Here is a 16045-nt window from a genome sequence, read left to right on the forward strand (position 1 = left end):
GGTGATCCTCGGAAAGTGATCGCAATCAGGGGTAAAACAGTTCAGCCGTGTAGCCGGCTGGGTGAAGGTCAGTGGCCTTGATGCGCCATTGCAGCGTGGTGCTGCGTTGGCTCGGGGCCGCTGTGGGGACGCTGGCAGCCATGCTGGCCGCTTTGGCTGCATCCGCTGCGTGGGCCTTGGGGTCAGCCGTGTCCAGCCATTGCGCGTCGTTGGGGGAGAACACGCGGCGCGCGATCACGGCACCGTTGTCGTCGGTCAGGGTGAGGTCCACATGCGGCCAGGCCAGGTCGATGCCGGCCTGGTTGCGCACGACCACCGTCAGGCGGTAGCTGTCGGGGCCTTCGGAGCTGGTGCGCATGAGTTCCAGGTTGTCGACTTGCAGGGCTTCCAGGCGCAATGGCGGCGTGAGCTTGCAGTCAGCCAGTTCGCACCACTGGGCGAGCAAGGGGCGGCTGGCGGGGTGCCAGGCGGCGATCAGGTCGCGGAACTGGTGCATGAGTTGCAGGCTCAGGGCCACGACCAGCGTGAGCGCCGTGAGCGACAGCGTTGCGCGCATGGCCGGGTGGCGCCAGAAGGCCTTGCGTTGCGCACGCTTGAGGAACTCGGGTGTCTGGTCGGCCTTGCCTCGGCCTCGTGTGCCGGGTTGGCCGGGCCGCTCGCTGGGGGGCAGCATGGCCTGCTCAGGCTCGAAATCCGAGGCGAAGCGCGAGGGCAGGGTGGGGATGTCGTCTTGCGATGCGTTCGCCGCCGAGGCAGCCAGCGGGGCGGGCTGAGCCAATTCCGTGACACGCAGGGCGGCGGTGGACACAGGCTGCGGCACATGGGGCAGGCGTGCAGCAGGAGCCGGGGGCGGTGCAGGCGTAGCTGCATCGGCATCCAGCGCCGACGGCCCGAAATCAGAAGCCCAGTCTTCCTCGGCGTCGATCATGGCGTCGCTGGGGAACTGCGCGTCGGCAAACTCGGGGCCGGAGCCGCGGCGGCGCGGGGCCCGTCGCTCACGCTCGGTGGGCATCAGGTAGCGCGAGTCAAGGGCGTCGGCCTCGTCGGTGCTGGGTACGTCGTCGGGCGGTTCGTCCATCCAAGGCTGGTGGGCGGGCGCGGGGTGCGCGACGTAAGCCGGCTCGGGCACTGCAGACTGCGGTGCCGGCATCGGGATGCGCCCACCCGAGGTGGCGGCCAGCACGACTTCCAGCGGGGTGTTGTCGTCCACGGCGATGGCCGTGTCGAGCTCGAAGTCGGTGGTCCCTTCAATGGGCGTAGGGTCCAGCGCGAGGTCGTCTTCGTCCAGTGTGTGCCTGGGCGGTTGAGCCTGCAGGGGCGCTTCGCCGGGCAGCGCGGATGGTGCGAAGTCAGCTGGCTGTGTTCGGGCCCAGGCGCCAGGGGGCTGGGAGTCGATGCCCAGGTTCAGTTCTTCCTGAGACAGCAGGCCCTGCGCAGCCAGTTCGCTGGACGCACCCGTGTCCCCTCTGTCCGTGTAGGACGCAGGCTCGGGCGGGGCCCAGTCGACCTGGGGTTCGGGGGGGGGCGCGGAAGGAGTCGGCGCGTGGGCAGATTCCGAAGGGGGTGCCTGAGGGGCCACAGCAGGCCCTGCTGCATGGGCCGGACGAGGGGGGGGAGGTTCTTTTTCGAGGTCAAACAGCGCCGGCAGGGCGTTGAAAACCTCGTTGCAACGGCCGCAACGCACCCAGCCTTCCGAGACCTTCAATTGGTCTTGGACGACCTTGAAGATCGTGCCGCAGTGGGTGCATCGGGTGGCCAGGCTCATAGGGCCCTATTTATGCCATTGATTTGTCACGAATCAGGCCGCTTTCTGCGCCGTCATCAGAATCCAGCCCTCTTCTTCGTTGGCGACCTGCAACTGAAGGCCCACTTCGGCATAGGCATCCTTCAATTCCTGCTCCTGGCGCGCCAGGATGCCGGCAAGCACCAGATGGCCGCCCGGCGCCACATGGCCAGCCAGCAGCGGGGCCAGCATCTTCAGGGGTGTGGCCAGGATGTTGGCCAGCACGACGGGGTAGGTGGCTTTGGCCTCGCCCACCAGATCCGGCAGGCCGGCGTTGATGGGCAGCTTGCCGTCGGCGGATTTCAGGTGCGCCAGATTGGCTTCGGCATTGGCGTTGGTGGATTCGACCGCAGCCGGGTCGATGTCGACCGCGTCTACCACGCCAGAGCCATGCAGCGCGGCGCCAATGGCCAGGATGCCCGAGCCGCAACCGTAGTCCAGCACGCGCTGCGCCGCGTAGGCGGACGCGTTTTGCGCGATCCACTTCAGGCACATGCGGGTGGTTGGGTGCGTGCCGGTACCGAAGGCCAAGCCGGGGTCCAGGCGCATCACGGTTTTCGCGGCAGCGGGTACCTCATGCCAGGTGGGCACGATGTAGAAGCTGTCGGTGATGGGCACGGGTTGGAACTGGGATTGCGTCAGGCGCACCCAGTCCTGCTCGTCCACCGGCTGAATGCCTTGCACATGGATGTCGTCGGCCCAGTCCTGCGCGAGGATCAGGGTGGCGGCTTCCAGGGCTTCGGCTTCGCTGGGGAACAGGCTCTTGATGGTCGAGCGTTGCCAGGCTTCGCGGGCCACCGGCATGCCGGGCTCACCCCACAGGGCTTCTTCGTGTTCCGTGTCGGCATCCGCGTCTTCCACGGAGACGGACAAGGCGTCGATCTCCATGAGCGCGTCGCTCAGGTTTTCGACTTCGGCCTCTTTGGCCAGCAGGGTGAGTTCAAACAAGGGCATGTCAGTGGCCTGGTCGGGCTCAGCGCTTGCGCGCGGCCATCCAGCTCTCAAGGTAATGGATGTCGGTGCCGCCTTCAACGAACTTGGCGTCCACCATCAGCTCGCGGTGCAGCGGGATGTTGGTCTGGATGCCTTCGACCACGGTCTCCGACAGGGCGGTGCGCATGCGGGCCAGGGCCTGCTCGCGGGTGTCGCCGTGCACGATGATCTTGCCGATCATTGAGTCGTAGTTCGGGGGCACGAAGTAGTTCGTGTAGATGTGCGAATCCACGCGCACGCCGGGGCCGCCGGGGGCGTGCCAGGTGGTGATGCGGCCGGGCGAGGGGATGAACTTGACCGGGTCTTCCGCATTGATGCGGCACTCGACGGCATGCCCACGCAGTTCAACCTGGCGTTGCGTGAAGGGCAGCTTTTCATTGGCCGCCACACGGATCTGCATCTGCACGATGTCGATGCCGCTGGTCATCTCGGTGACCGGGTGCTCCACCTGCACGCGGGTGTTCAGCACGATGAAGTAGAACTCGCCGATCTCGTACACGAACTCGAAGGTACCCGCACCGCGGTAGCCGATCTTCTTGCAGGCGGCGGCGCAGCGCTCGCCCACCTTTTCGATGGCGCGGCGTGGGATGCCCGGTGCCGGCGCTTCTTCGATGATCTTCTGGTGGCGGCGCTGCATGGAGCAGTCGCGCTCACCCAGCCACACGGCGTTCTTGTGCTGGTCGGCGAGGATCTGGATCTCGATGTGACGAGGGTGCTCCAGGAACTTCTCCATGTAGACCTCGGGATTACCGAAAGCAGCGCCTGCTTCCGCCTTCGTGGTCTGCACGGCATGGATCAGGGCCGCTTCGGTGTGCACCACGCGCATGCCACGGCCACCGCCGCCGCCTGCGGCCTTGATGATGACCGGGTAGCCCACGGTGCGGGCGATGCGGATGATTTCCTTGGGGTCGTCGGGCAGGGCGCCTTCGGAGCCTGGCACGCATGGCACGCCGGACTTGATCATGGCTTGCTTGGCCGAGACCTTGTCGCCCATGATGCGGATGGATTCGGGCGTCGGGCCGATGAAGGTGAAGCCGGATTGCTCCACACGCTCGGCGAAGTCGGCGTTCTCGGACAGGAAGCCGTAGCCGGGGTGGATGGCCTCAGCGTCGGTCACTTCGGCAGCCGAGATGATGGCCGGCATGTGCAGGTAGCTTTGCGCGGAAGGGGCCGGGCCGATGCACACGGCTTCGTCGGCCAGCTTGACGTACTTGGCGTCGCGGTCGGCTTCGGAGTAGACCACCACCGACTGGATGCCCATTTCACGGCACGCTCGTTGAATGCGCAGGGCGATTTCCCCGCGATTCGCGATCAGGATCTTCTTGAACATGGCAAGACCCCTTTATTCAACGATGAACAAAGGCTGGCCGTATTCAACTGGCTGGCCGTTCTCGACCAGGATCTTGGTGATGGTGCCGTCCTGGTCCGACTCGATCTCGTTCATGATCTTCATGGCTTCGATGATGCAGACGGGTTGGCCGGCCTTGACCACGTCGCCGACTTCGGCGAAGGCCTTGGCGCCAGGGCTGGACGCGCGGTAGAAGGTGCCCACCATGGGCGACTTCACCACATGGCCGGTTTCTTCTGGCGCAGCTTCGACAACAGGCGCTGCGGGTGCGGCGGCAGGGGCAGCTGCTGCAGGGGCCATTTGTTGAACCATGGGGGCGGCCATGACCATGGGGGCGGCACCGGCCTTGACGATGCGGACTTTGCCGTCAGCTTCCGTGATTTCGAGTTCGGAAACGTTGGACTCGGACACGAGGTCGATCAGGGTCTTGAGTTTGCGCAGGTCCATGTTGTGGTTCTCCAGGAATGCGTTGAGAGCGGGTGACGCTCAGAAGTTGGGCGGATGGTGACGGGCCGGGATGTTGGCCAGTTCAGCCGCGAGAGTTGGCTGCTGGTGGCGCGCCCAGTTTGTCCAGGGCGGCTTCCAGTGCCAGTCGGTAGCCCGATGCGCCCAGCCCCACGATCACGCCTTCGGCGATGTCGGAGAAATAGCTGTGGTGGCGGAAGGGCTCCCGCTTGTGGATGTTGGACAGATGCACTTCAATGAAGGGCACGGCCACGCCGGCCAGCGCATCACGCAGGGCCACACTGGTATGGGTGTAGGCCCCGGGGTTGATGACGATGAACTGGGTGCCATCGGTGCGTGCGGCATGCACGCGGTCGATCAGCGCCCCTTCATGGTTGCTCTGGAAGGCCGACAGCTTGGCGCCGCGCAGGGCGGCGTAGTCAACCAAACCGGTGTTGATCTGCTCCAGGGTGGTGGCGCCGTAGACCTGAGGCTCGCGGGTGCCGAGCAGGTTCAGATTGGGGCCATGGAGGACAAGAATCTGCATGCGTCTTTGGTGAGCCGGCTTGAGAGATGGTGACATCGCTCGTGCAAGCTAAGCCAAGAAAATGAAAGTAGGCGGATTTTAGACGCAAATGGATGCAAATCCGCTATTTCATTGAAATCTGTCCGGTTTGCTTGGCCTGGCTCAAGTTCGCGCCTGATGTCAGCCGATCTGGCGGGCCCAGGTGGCCAGTTCCTCAAAGTGCGTGGCGCCCATCTTGCGGTGCCGTACCTTGCCTTGGGCGTCGATCATCACCGAAAACGGCAATCCGCCCGACTCGTTGCCCAGTGCCTGGGCGAGTTCGGTGCCGCCGAATCCGGCCAGCCCGAGGTCGAATCCTACCGCGACTTTGGCCAGAAATTCTTGCACCGGGGTTGGTCCGTCGATCGCCAGGCCGATCACCGACCAGCCTTTCGGGGTGAATTCACGGTGGAATCGGTCCAGTTCGGGCATCTCCTTGACGCATGGCGGGCACCACGTCGCCCAGAAGTTGATCAGCAAAGGCTTGCCTTTGGCCTTGGCCAGGCTCAAGTGACCGCCCTTGGGCGTGTCGAACTGCTGCTGCCAGAAGGCGGCGGTGAGCTTGTCGGCCTGGATCAGCGGGGCGCTGGCGCTGGTTTCTGCCGCGCTGGCGGTCGATGCGCTGGCCTGGGATGGTGTCGCTGAGGCGCTCGCCTGGCCGCCGACTACAGGCTGGCCTTGGCGCTTGAGGCCAAACCAGACGCCGCCTGCCGTGGCGCTCAGGCCGGCCAGTATCAGGATCGCACGGCGTCCAGCTACGCCCTTTTGATCATGGGCTTGGGGTGCAGGCATGAGGGCAGGGGTCTTCTTGAAGGGCATGAGCTTGGGCGACAGGTGTGCGACAGATGGGCAAGAGGGCCGGTGTGGGGGCTTCGGTGCGATCAGCTGGCCTCAGCGGCATCCAGCAATTTGCGCAGCGCGGCCAGATCGCCCCGTTCGGTGCGGCCACGTGCATCGGGTTTGAGCGCGCCACGCAGGTCGTCGGCGTCCAGGATGGTCAGGTGCAGGCCGATGGCTTCGTTGAGCGCACGGCATGGGATGCTCAGGCTCAGGCGGTCCACGGGCTGCCCGCGCGGGCCGGGCGCGCTGCCCACGTCGTAATCGATGCCCTGGTTGAGCAGGGCGATTTCGGCGGATTTGCTGTCGTCGCAGTAGAGCTGCAGGTGGATGTCATTGAGGCGGGTGGCGGTGCCGCGCCAGACGGCGCCGCACAGATGGGGGCGAAACTCGGCCAGGCGCGCCATCCACACCGCCGCCAGTTCACGCAGGGCAAGCAGCTCTTCAGGCTGGGTCTCGGCGCAGAACAGTGTCAGGTATTCGAAGACGGCGTCTTCCACCTGGGTGTTGTCCGGCAGGTCGCCACGGCCTGTGAGGCCCAGCTGTTTGGCTGCGCGGCGTTTGGCGGGGCCGTATTCCATACCCTCTTCCACCACGATGCGTGCGGCCGTGGCGGCTATTTCGTGTGAGGCGTGCGATGACATGGTGGTGGGCGAGGTGGCGTGGGCGCCATCGTAGCGGATCAGGCACAAGGCTGCGCCGGACTCGGGTTGTCGCCATGCCAAGGGTGACAGGTTTGCCCAACAATGGGGCGATGCATTGGAAATTGCCCGAGCGCGTTCGCCATCTACTGTTGGCCGATACGCCATCCATGTCGCGTGCAGAGCGTTTGCGCTCCGCGTTCGGTGCCTCGCTGGCCATCGCAGTTTGTGCGTGGAGTTTGGTTCTGATTCCGGCATCAGCCTATTGGTTGATGGCCCCCGTCGGGGCCAGCGTAGTGGTCTTGTTCGCCTTGTCGCAAAGCCCTCTGGCTCAGCCTTGGCCTGTTCTGGGGGCGTATGTCAGTGCCACCGCATCGGCCTTGGTCGGCATGAGTTTGGTGGCGCATCCCTTTGCTTCGGCAGCGCTGGCGGTGGGCTTGACCGTTTGGCTGATGGCCCGTTTCAACTGCATTCATCCACCCGGCGGCGCCCTGGCACTGATGCTCGTGCATGAATATCACGGCGTGCAGGTCAATCTGCCTCATTTGCTGGCACTGATCACCGCCAATGTGCTGTGCCTGCTGGCGGCCGCACTGATCATCAACAATGTGGTCTTGCGTCGGCGCTATCCGCATCGTGCTGAAAGCCCTTTGCTCAATCGGCATCAGACCACTGACGAGGTGCCTTTGAATCGATCGGGTTTGAACCATGCCGATTTGGCCCATGCTGTGCGCAAGCTGGGTAGCTTTGTCGACGTCAAGAGTAATGACCTGGTTCAGCTGTACAACGAGGCTTCGGCTCATGCGTTTGATCGGCATATGGGGCAGACCTGCTGCGACATCATGTCCAAGGATGTGGTGACCGTGGCGTTCGCGACGGATCTGGATGAGGCCTGGAGCCTGCTGCGGCGCCACAAGATCAAGACCCTGCCTGTGGTGGACAAGTTCGGGCGCCTGGTGGGCATACTGTCCGTGGCTGATTACCTGCGGCAACTCGATGACGTCACGGCGGCGGGATTGGCTGTGACGTTGCAAGGCTTGTTGAGGCGCACGCCTGGTGACTATTCAAGCAAGGCCGAGGTGGTGGGGCAGATCATGACCCCATCGGTGATATGCGTGTCACCCCAGACGCCGTTGTCGGACCTGGTGCAACAGTTGTCCCTCCATGGCCTGCATCACATGCCGGTGGTTGACGGCGCGCGGCGGGTGGTGGGCATGGTGACCCACTCAGACGTGACGGCCGCGCTATACCGGCGCTTGCTGGCTTATCGCCTGGATGCTTGATGTCAAGCGACCGTGCAGCCTTCATCAAGCCGCCTCGATCCACACCGGCACGGCACTGAAGGCCGCATTGGCACTGATGCGTTCGGTCAGCCGGTCATCCGTGATGTCGTTGATGCTGGCGCCCGCATGGGCTTGCGCCACCTTCATGTCCGTGCCGGCGCGGTCATGGCCCCAGCCGTGCGGCAGGCTGACAACGCCGGGGCGGATGTCTTCGGTGACGTGCACCGGCACGCGCACCTGGCCTACGCGGGACGCCACCGTCACCGTCTGGCCATCCTGTAGATGCTGGGCGGCGGCGTCACGCGGATGGATCCACAGTGTGCAGCGCGGTTTGCCAGACACCAGGCGCTCGCTGTTGTGCATCCACGAGTTGTTGCTGCGCACATCGCGGCGGCCGATCAGCTTGAGCGTGGGGCGCTCGCCAGACGGGGCCGGGGAGGTGGCAACAGCGGGGAAGGTCAACATCAGGTTCGGCAACTCCTGGCGGATGGCCAGAGGCAGCAGGTCGATGCGGCGGCCACGCTTTTGCAGGCCCGCCACCAGCGATGGCCGCAGCGGCCCCAGGTCGACGCCTTGCGGGTTGGCCAGCAATTGCTTGAAGCTCAGGCCTTTTTTGGCGCGGTTCAGGCCGATGGCCAGCAGGCGCCTGGGGGGCAGGCGGCCCATGATGCCGCGTGTGAGCATGCCGGTCAGGCGCTGGCGGGTGCTGGCGCGCTCCACCGACCAGATGCGGCGGGCATAGCGGCGCGCCAGCTCGGTGTAGATCTGCCAGTCGTGCAGGGCGCCATCGGCCGGCGCCACCACCGCCTCGCTGTAGCGGGCGATGTTGCGCACGGCCAGGTGCAGGAAGACCAGGTCGTAATGGTCGTGCTCGACGCCGCAGGTGGGCGGCAGGATCACGTGGGCGTGGCGTGTGGTCTCGTTCAGGTAGAAGTCGATGGAGACCATGAAATCCAGCTTGCTCAGGGCCTGGTCAAGCTGGCGTCCGTTCGGGGTGGACAGCACCGGGTTGCCGCAGGAGGTGATCAGGGCGCGCATCTGGCCCTTGCCCGGCGTCAGCATCTCTTCGGCCATCACGGACACGGGCAGCTCGCCGCCGAACTCGGGTGCGCCGCGCACACGGCTGCGCCACACGTCGAAATGGCCGGCGCTCATCAGCCTGGTCTGGATCAGGTCTATGGCGGGGCTGGTCAGCAGGGCGCCGCCTTCTCGGTCCACGTTGCCGGTCAGCAGGTTGATCACCTGGATGGCCCATTGGCAGACCACGCCATGCGCCTGGGTGGACAAGCCCATGCGGCCATAGACGACAGCGCCATCGGCCTGGGCCAGTTCAAGCGCCAGGCGGCGGGTGGTGGCGGCATCGATGCCAGTGTGCGCAGCCATTGTTTCGGGCCGGAACGGTGCCACGGCATCGCGCACGGCCTTGATGTTGTCCAGCAAAGGTTCGAGGTGCTTGGGGCTGACCAGCTCTTCGTCAAACAGCGTGTGGATGACGGACAGCAGCCAGGCCGCATCGGTGCCCGGGTCGATGAAGTGGTGCTCGTCGGCCACGGCGGCGGTTTCGGTGCGGCGGGGGTCGATCACGACGAGCTTGCCGCCACGTTGGCGCAGGGCCTTGAAGCGGGCGCGCACATCGGGCACGGTCATCAGGCTGCCGTTGGAGGCCAGCGGGTTGCCACCCAGAATCAGCATGAAGCGGGTGTGGTCCACGTCCGGAATCGGGATGGCCAGTTGGTGGCCATACAGCCAGTGCGACACCAGGTGATGCGGCAGTTGGTCCACCGAGGTGGCTGAAAAACGGCTGCGTGTTTTCAGTTGCCCGAAGAACATCGGGCCGTGGGTGATGTTGCCCCAGTTGTGCACGCTGGGGTTGCCTTGGTAGACGGCCACGGCGTTGCTGCCGTGTTGCTCGCGCACGCGGGCCAGGCCTTCCACGACGAGCTCAAAGGCTTCGTCCCAGGTGATGGTCTGCCAGCGCGTCTGTCCGTTTTCAATGATGCGCTTGACGGGCTGGCGCAGGCGGTCCGGGTCTTCGTGCAGATCCTTCAGGGCCACGGCTTTGGGGCAGATGTGACCGCGCGAGAGCGGATCCGCATCGTTGCCTTTGACCGAGATGATCCGCTTGCCCTGAACCTGGAAGGTCAGGCCGCAGATGGCTTCGCACAGATTGCACACGCCTTGGCGCGTTTCGACGGGGGCGTCGGGGCTGGTGGCGTGGGCAGTGTGGGCGTTCGACATGGCGGCCATGAGGAAGTGGGGGAGGCTGTGATGCTAGCGGATGTGGCCAAAGCCTGCCGGACATGAAAAAGCCCGCCTGGGCGGGCGGGCTTGTCCTGATTGATCAGGTGTTGTGGTGGTTGTCCGCGGGGAACAAGCCCGTTGGACACCTACCCGACTGGCATCAATGAACGCGGCCAATACCCTTTGAGAGGGTGGATGTGGGTGTGGCAGTGGTCGTCGTCGATGTGGACATGGGCGCCACTCGCAGGGATGACGCACTGAGTGTTGTGGTGCCAGCGGGTACCGGGCACTTCAGTACGACAACCATATCCTGCTGGCGACGTTGCAGGTCGTTGAAGGTGCGTTGCACGCCATTGTCAGGGTCAGAGATGGTCGTTCCTGTCAGGAAGCCAGACAGCGGCGCTGCCGCACCGATCGAGCGCGTGCCAATGTGCAGGAAGCTGTTGGTCCCGGTCTCGGCCTGGTGGCAGCCGCTGCAGGTGTTCAGTGCAAACTTGTGGCGCACATCACCTGCGTTGACTCCGGTTGGGACAGTCATGTTGGGCGCCTTCCAAACCATGAAGTTGTCGGTGATGGGGGCGGCGCCTCCCCGGAATGGGGCGGTGGGCGTGCCCAGGCTCAATGGCACGGTGTGACGCTCTTGCAAAATGGCCTGGGTATTGGCGCTCAAATAGTTGCCCAGCGTTGCCACGGTGTTGTTGTTATTGAGGCTGGCAGCCGGGGTTTGGGCCACTGGCGCCGGCGTCAACCGTGTCCCGTTGGTCCCTGATGTCAACTGGAACTGTCGCAACTCCCAGGGGTTGCCCAACGCGATTTCGTTCGTGCGCAACTGATTGAGGGCGCTGCCATTTGGCGCGCCGGGCAGCGCACCGCGTTTGGTAAAGCGATCCGTGACAGCCTGCAGGTCAGCGTTGTAGTTGGTTGAAGCGCTCAGTTTGTGCCAGTCATTGCCCCACTTTCGGATGTCAGCTTCCGTGGTGGCTGGCAGCTTGTATTCCAGAATCACGGTGAAGGCCTGTGGGATGGTACCGTTCAGCACATTGAATACGAAGCGGCCTTCGCCTGCACTACCCTTGCTGAGATCACGCAGGTCCAGTCGGTTGACAATGGCGGTCAGGCGCAGTGGAGACTTGGACAGGTCAAGCTTGCCATTGGCGGTTTTGGGCCACTTGCTGAGCACCTGGCTCATGATGGCTGAACGTTGTTCCAGAGTCTGCCCGTTGACCACAACTGGTGTGGAACCGCTTGTCTTGTTGATCAGTGTCGAACGATCCCACGTTCTGAACATGGTTTCGACCATATCGGCGGCGGCATCAATGGCCGCTTGTGGATTGTTCACATCGGCAGGCACCATCTGTGACACCAGCCCGCCGAACGACCATGGCCCCATGCCGCTGGCGCGCGCATCGTCCACGACCGATACAGCGTTGATCATCAGTTCTTTGCTTTTGTCTGCTGCGCGGGTGCTCTGCAGGTCCGTGCAACTGCCGGTGGAGAACCAGACGTCGTCAACAGCGCCAAGGAAGCTTTGACCTGCTGTCTGGCTGGTCGCCTTGCCGCCAACGAACATATTGGAACTCGTGCCAGAGGGTGCTTCCAGCAAGGTGGCGCCAGCGGGCAGCACGAACTTGGGCGAAGTCAGTTTCTTGCCGTTCATGAAGGCTTGCAGGCCGTTGACGGGGTCATAAGAAGCCCCGAGTTGCGTCCACTGGTTGGTGGGGATGCTGGCAGCGAGTCCCAGGCCATGAGATGAAATGCTGCCGTCTGCAAGTTTGAACCAGATCCGGATAGAAGGGAAAACGTTGCCAGAGGTATTGGGCTCGATATGAAACTGGAAGGTCCGGTTGATCACGCCATTTGGGTTGCTCCACTTCTTGGTGAGCAGTGCGCCAGCGCCCGTGCTGCTGGGCTTGATGCGCATAGAGAACGCAAATTGATTCGTGATCTTGTGGGCGGCAGGGCTGCCAAACATCAGGCTGTGATTGGCGGTGTCTTCCAGCGTGGTTGCGCTGGTGAAGTTGACGGCGCCACTGGCCTGGCCATCCCACCCGGTTGCGCACTGAACAAATGCGCCGCGGATGGCGTCGTTGTTGTTGCCGGAGGCGTCAGCCAAGACCGCGGAGGATGCGCAGTCGTCGAGTTTCCATTGACCGGCATAGTCAAGTGCGGATTGTGCCGAGGCAGAGCCTGTACTCAATACCGAGACGGTCAGGGCGGCCAATGCCACCTGGGAGAGCGTTGCATGAAATGGGGTGAGACGGTTTTTGGCCATCGTGTGGTCCTCGCTATTTATGACTGATGATGAATGGGCCGCCAAGCAAAAACGCCATTGAGCATGCCCATGTGCGGTCAAACCACTGTGGGAACTCGCCATTCAATCAGTCACGGCGCTGCCAGCAGCACGTTGGAATCAACGGCCGCTAAATAACATCCCTGTTTTTTGATTTGAATGGGTCGAATGCCTGGTGGTAAATGACCGTCAGGCAGTCTAGCTCAGCCAAGTTAGCTCTAGCTGAAACTTTTTGCAACGTGAAAATGGGTTGGGCGCGTATGGGTCAGTTGCAAAAAAAGCCCGACTCGTCGGAGTCGGGCTTGAATGTGCAGCGTGAAGTCAGTTTTGTTTGATCATGCTTCGCGACGCAGTGCGGGGAACAGGATCACGTCACGGATGTTGGGCGCGTCAGTCAGCAACATCATCAGGCGGTCGATGCCGATGCCGCAGCCACCCGTGGGGGGCAGGCCGTATTCCAGGGCGCGGATGTAGTCGGCGTCGAAGTACATGGCTTCTTCGTCGCCGGCATCCTTGGCGTTGGCCTGAGCGGCAAAGCGGGCGGCCTGTTCTTCAGGGTCGTTCAATTCGCTGAAGCCGTTGCCGTACTCGCGGCCGGTGATGAACAGCTCGAAGCGCTCGGTGATGCTGGGGTCGGCATCCGATGCGCGGGCCAGTGGCGACACCTCGACGGGGTAGTCGATGATGAAGGTGGGCTGCCACAGCTTTTCTTCCACGGCCGCTTCGAACATGCCGAATTGCAGTTCGGCCAGGCTCCAGCGTGTGGGGGGCTCTTCGCCCAGGGCCTTGAGCTTGGCGTGCAGGATGTCGCTGCTGTCGGCTTCTTCCGGCGTCAGGCCAGCGATCTGGATCAGCGATTCGCGCACGGTCAGGCGGGCGAAGGGCGATTCCAGGTCCACTTCTTTGCCGCCATAGGTGAGCTTGGCGGTGCCAACAGCGGCGTGGGCCGCGTGGCGCAGGATGGATTCGGTGAAGTCCATCAGATCGCGGTGGTTCCAGTAGGCCGCGTAGAACTCCATCATCGTGAACTCGGGGTTGTGCCGCACGGACACGCCTTCGTTGCGGAAGTTGCGGTTGATCTCGAACACGCGCTCGAAGCCACCCACGACCAGGCGCTTGAGGTACAGCTCGGGCGCGATGCGCAGGAACATTTCCTGGTCCAGCGCGTTGTGGTGCGTGGTGAACGGCTTGGCATTCGCGCCGCCGGGGATGGGGTGCATCATCGGCGTTTCGACTTCCAGGAAGCCGTTGTCCACCATGAAGCTGCGGATCGAGGCCACGGCCTTGGAGCGAGCGATGAAGCGCGAACGCGAGTGCTCGTCGACGATCAGGTCAACGTAGCGCTGGCGGTACTTCTGTTCCTGGTCGGTCATGCCGTGGAACTTGTCGGGCAGCGGGCGCAGGGCCTTGGTCAGCAGGCGGATGCTGGTGACCTTGATGGACAGCTCGCCTGTCTTGGTCTTGAACAGCGTGCCCTCGGCGCCCAGGATGTCACCCAGGTCCCAGTGCTTGAAGGCCTGCAGGGCTTCGGCGCCCACGGCGTCCAGGGTCACGTAGACCTGGATGCGGCCCGTGGCGTCTTGCAGCGTGCCGAAGCAGGCCTTGCCCATGACGCGCTTGAGCATCAGGCGTCCGCCCACGCTGACCGTGATGGCTTGCGCTTCCAGAGGCTCGGATTCGGTGCCGTCGTGGGCGGCATGCAGGCTTGCAGCGCGGTCAGCGGGCTTGAAATCGTTGGGGAAGGCCACGCCCTGGGCACGGATGGCGGCCAGCTTCTCGCGGCGTTCGGCCACCAGTTTGTTGGTGTCGACCATCAGCTCTGCGGGAACGGGCTCTTGCGTGGGGTGTTGGTGCGTGGTCATGACGGGGGATCAGGGTTAGCGGGGCGGCTGGTCGCCGCAGGCGCGATTCAGGCCAAACCCTAGATTGTATGAAACCCTGGGCGACAATGGCGAACATGTCCGTTCAAGATTCCCGTCCACCAGCCGTTCAGGGGGGCTCGACCGGGGCCGAAGTGCCTCGCGGGCGCCTTGCGGCGCTTCGGCAGGCCCTCAGCGCGCTGCCCAGGGCGGCGCTGGGCAACCTGATCGCCAAGCTGATGATGGTGGGCCTGGGGCTGGCCATCACGGTGGTGGTGGCGCGCCATGGGCCACAGGTACAAGGGGCGTTTGCGCTGTTTGTGGCGGTGGAGTCGGCCTTGCTCACCTTGTTCACCGGCTTGGGCCTGTGGCTGGCGCGGCAGATGTCGCAACAGCAGCAAGACCTGGCCGATGGCCAGCATGGCCAGGCCTTGCCGATGTTGCAAGGGGTGTTGCGGGCCGCCGTGGCGTTTGGTTTGCTGGCTTCGCTGGTGCTGGTGGCCGTGTCCTGGTGGGCCCGGGCCATGCCTTACACCTACCTGTGGCTGCTCGCGATGGCGGCACCCTTTTTGCTGCTGGTACCCACGGCGACGGGGCTGTGGCTGGGCGAAGGGCGCATGTGGCCGATCAATGTGGCGCAGGTGTCGGCGCCGGCTTCTGTGTTGGTGGGCTTGGGTGGCGCCTGGTGGATCACGCAGGGCGGGCAGGGTAGTCGGTCTACGGTGTTGCTGGTGCTGACGGCCTGGGTGACGGGCAAATCCATCGTCGCGGTGGTCACGGCGTTTTATGCCTTGCGCCATGCCCGCCAGCGGGATGAGCGGCTGGAAGACGGCTTTGCCGGCTCGCGGCTGGCGGCCTTTTTGCAAAAGCCGCCAGGCTGGATGGCGCAATGGCCGTTTGTGGCCACCATCGGCATCACCAATGTGATCGGGCTGCTGAACTACCGGGTGTCGCTTTTCCTGGTCGAGCGGTTTGATGGCTTGAGTACGACCGGGGTGTACTCGGTGGCGGTGACGGCGGCGGAACTGCTGTGGCTGCTGTCCTCGTCGGTGACGGTGTCGGTCTATTCGCGCATCGGGCATCCGGACGTGAAGGTCGCGGCGGCCATGACGGTGCAGGCGGTGCGCATCAACGTTTTGTCCACCTTGCTGGCGGCGCCGGTGCTGCTGGGCCTGGCCTGGTGGGGGTTGCCCTGGGTCATGGGGCCTGCGTACGAGGCCTCCTTGTTGCCGCTGGCGGCCTTGTTGCCAGGTGTGGCGGCGTATGCGGCGGCGTCCAGTCTGTCGGCGTTTTATACGAATCACCTGGGGAGGCCGCAGCTGTCAGGCGCGATCGCGGGGATGTCCCTGACGATCAGTTTCTGTGTGGGCTGGTTCCTGGTGCCGATGTGGGGGCCGCTGGGGGCAGGGGTGGCGTCCAGCACGGGCTACATCGTGGCCATCATGGCGGCTTATGGGGTGTTTCTCAAGCACGCGGGGCTGCCGGTCAGGGCGCTTTGGCAGCCTTCCTTGACGCGGGTTGAGTGAGGCGTTCGTCTGTTTGGCGCGTTTTTTCGCGGCAGCGCAGGCCGGGGACGAGGCGGTGGCGTGGCACGGAAAGGGGTCGTGGCACGCCACAAGCGAGGCGAAAAAAGGGCTGGGTGGGCATCTGGCGGGGCGCCTTGTTGGTGCCGAGAAGCGCAGTGCCAAGGTGGGCACGCGCAGCGTGCTTCGTTCATCTGACTTGCTGGAGCTGTTTGAGCGCAGCGGCCGTGAGGCCGCG

General features: G+C 64.1%; 12 protein-coding genes. 2 read left to right on the forward strand and 10 right to left on the reverse strand.

All coding sequences use genetic code 11. The features are described 5' to 3' along the window. Window positions 1-25 precede the first annotated feature (25 nt). The 7 genes from HY836_RS03485 to HY836_RS03515 form a co-directional block, all read right to left on the reverse strand. The gene (locus HY836_RS03485; RefSeq protein ID WP_290673619.1) at window positions 26-1765 is read right to left on the reverse strand and encodes a zinc-ribbon and DUF3426 domain-containing protein; all 1740 of its coding nucleotides are present in this window, start codon (window positions 1763-1765) and stop codon (window positions 26-28) included. A gap of 33 nt (window positions 1766-1798) precedes the next feature. Continuing rightward, window positions 1799-2731, reverse strand: coding sequence for a 50S ribosomal protein L11 methyltransferase (gene prmA / locus HY836_RS03490; protein WP_290673701.1), 933 nt, complete (start codon window positions 2729-2731; stop codon window positions 1799-1801). 25 nt (window positions 2732-2756) lie between these two features. Further along, the gene (accC, locus tag HY836_RS03495; protein ID WP_290673621.1) at window positions 2757-4106 is read right to left on the reverse strand and encodes an acetyl-CoA carboxylase biotin carboxylase subunit; all 1350 of its coding nucleotides are present in this window, start codon (window positions 4104-4106) and stop codon (window positions 2757-2759) included. 12 nt (window positions 4107-4118) lie between these two features. Then, window positions 4119-4571 carry an acetyl-CoA carboxylase biotin carboxyl carrier protein gene (gene accB / locus HY836_RS03500; RefSeq protein ID WP_290673623.1) on the reverse strand — a complete coding sequence of 151 codons (453 nt, stop codon included), beginning with the start codon at window positions 4569-4571 and terminating at the stop codon, window positions 4119-4121. 82 nt (window positions 4572-4653) lie between these two features. Beyond that, complete coding sequence (gene aroQ, locus HY836_RS03505) at window positions 4654-5115, reverse strand: type II 3-dehydroquinate dehydratase (RefSeq protein ID WP_290673625.1); 462 nt, start codon at window positions 5113-5115, stop codon at window positions 4654-4656. Between the two features lie 159 nt (window positions 5116-5274). Continuing rightward, on the reverse strand, window positions 5275-5952 hold the full coding sequence (locus tag HY836_RS03510) for a TlpA disulfide reductase family protein (RefSeq protein WP_290673627.1): 678 nt from the start codon (window positions 5950-5952) through the stop codon (window positions 5275-5277). Between the two features lie 62 nt (window positions 5953-6014). Then, window positions 6015-6614, reverse strand: a complete 600-nt coding sequence (locus HY836_RS03515) for a hypothetical protein (protein WP_290673703.1) — start codon at window positions 6612-6614, stop codon at window positions 6015-6017. A 110-nt stretch (window positions 6615-6724) separates the two neighbouring features. Between HY836_RS03515 and HY836_RS03520 the strand changes: the two genes are divergently transcribed. Then, window positions 6725-7894 (forward strand): CBS domain-containing protein, encoded by a 1170-nt coding sequence (locus tag HY836_RS03520; RefSeq protein ID WP_290673629.1) that lies wholly within the window; start codon window positions 6725-6727, stop codon window positions 7892-7894. 24 nt (window positions 7895-7918) lie between these two features. Here the strand turns inward: HY836_RS03520 and HY836_RS03525 are convergent, their stop codons facing one another. The 3 genes from HY836_RS03525 to lysS form a co-directional block, all read right to left on the reverse strand. Further along, on the reverse strand, window positions 7919-10132 hold the full coding sequence (locus HY836_RS03525; protein WP_290673631.1) for a molybdopterin-dependent oxidoreductase: 2214 nt from the start codon (window positions 10130-10132) through the stop codon (window positions 7919-7921). A gap of 163 nt (window positions 10133-10295) precedes the next feature. Further along, window positions 10296-12407, reverse strand: coding sequence for a LamG-like jellyroll fold domain-containing protein (locus HY836_RS03530; protein ID WP_290673633.1), 2112 nt, complete (start codon window positions 12405-12407; stop codon window positions 10296-10298). A 353-nt stretch (window positions 12408-12760) separates the two neighbouring features. Continuing rightward, entirely contained in the window at window positions 12761-14287 is a 1527-nt protein-coding gene (gene lysS / locus HY836_RS03535; RefSeq protein WP_290673635.1) for a lysine--tRNA ligase, read from the reverse strand. 95 nt (window positions 14288-14382) lie between these two features. On the opposite strand from lysS, the gene HY836_RS03540 reads away from it, so the two are divergent. Then, a complete protein-coding gene (locus tag HY836_RS03540; protein WP_290673637.1) occupies window positions 14383-15810 on the forward strand; it encodes a teichoic acid transporter in 1428 nt (475 codons plus the stop codon). Window positions 15811-16045 lie beyond the last annotated feature (235 nt).

The sequence above is a fragment of the Aquabacterium sp. genome, from assembly GCF_016234775.1.
Classification (GTDB): Bacteria; Pseudomonadota; Gammaproteobacteria; order Burkholderiales; family Burkholderiaceae_C; genus Aquabacterium.

What these genes read in the sequence shown, in the direction of transcription:
- HY836_RS03485 (WP_290673619.1), bottom strand. Translation starts at nt 1,765, where the DNA reads ATGAGCCTGGCCACCCGATGCACCCACTGCGGCACGATCTTCAAGGTC.
- accC (WP_290673621.1), bottom strand. Translation starts at nt 4,106, where the DNA reads ATGTTCAAGAAGATCCTGATCGCGAATCGCGGGGAAATCGCCCTGCGC.
- accB (WP_290673623.1), bottom strand. Translation starts at nt 4,571, where the DNA reads ATGGACCTGCGCAAACTCAAGACCCTGATCGACCTCGTGTCCGAGTCC.
- aroQ (WP_290673625.1), bottom strand. Translation starts at nt 5,115, where the DNA reads ATGCAGATTCTTGTCCTCCATGGCCCCAATCTGAACCTGCTCGGCACC.
- HY836_RS03510 (WP_290673627.1), bottom strand. Translation starts at nt 5,952, where the DNA reads ATGCCCTTCAAGAAGACCCCTGCCCTCATGCCTGCACCCCAAGCCCAT.
- HY836_RS03515 (WP_290673703.1), bottom strand. Translation starts at nt 6,614, where the DNA reads ATGTCATCGCACGCCTCACACGAAATAGCCGCCACGGCCGCACGCATC.
- HY836_RS03520 (WP_290673629.1), top strand. Translation starts at nt 6,725, where the DNA reads ATGCATTGGAAATTGCCCGAGCGCGTTCGCCATCTACTGTTGGCCGAT.
- HY836_RS03525 (WP_290673631.1), bottom strand. Translation starts at nt 10,132, where the DNA reads ATGTCGAACGCCCACACTGCCCACGCCACCAGCCCCGACGCCCCCGTC.
- HY836_RS03530 (WP_290673633.1), bottom strand. Translation starts at nt 12,407, where the DNA reads ATGGCCAAAAACCGTCTCACCCCATTTCATGCAACGCTCTCCCAGGTG.
- lysS (WP_290673635.1), bottom strand. Translation starts at nt 14,287, where the DNA reads ATGACCACGCACCAACACCCCACGCAAGAGCCCGTTCCCGCAGAGCTG.
- HY836_RS03540 (WP_290673637.1), top strand. Translation starts at nt 14,383, where the DNA reads ATGTCCGTTCAAGATTCCCGTCCACCAGCCGTTCAGGGGGGCTCGACC.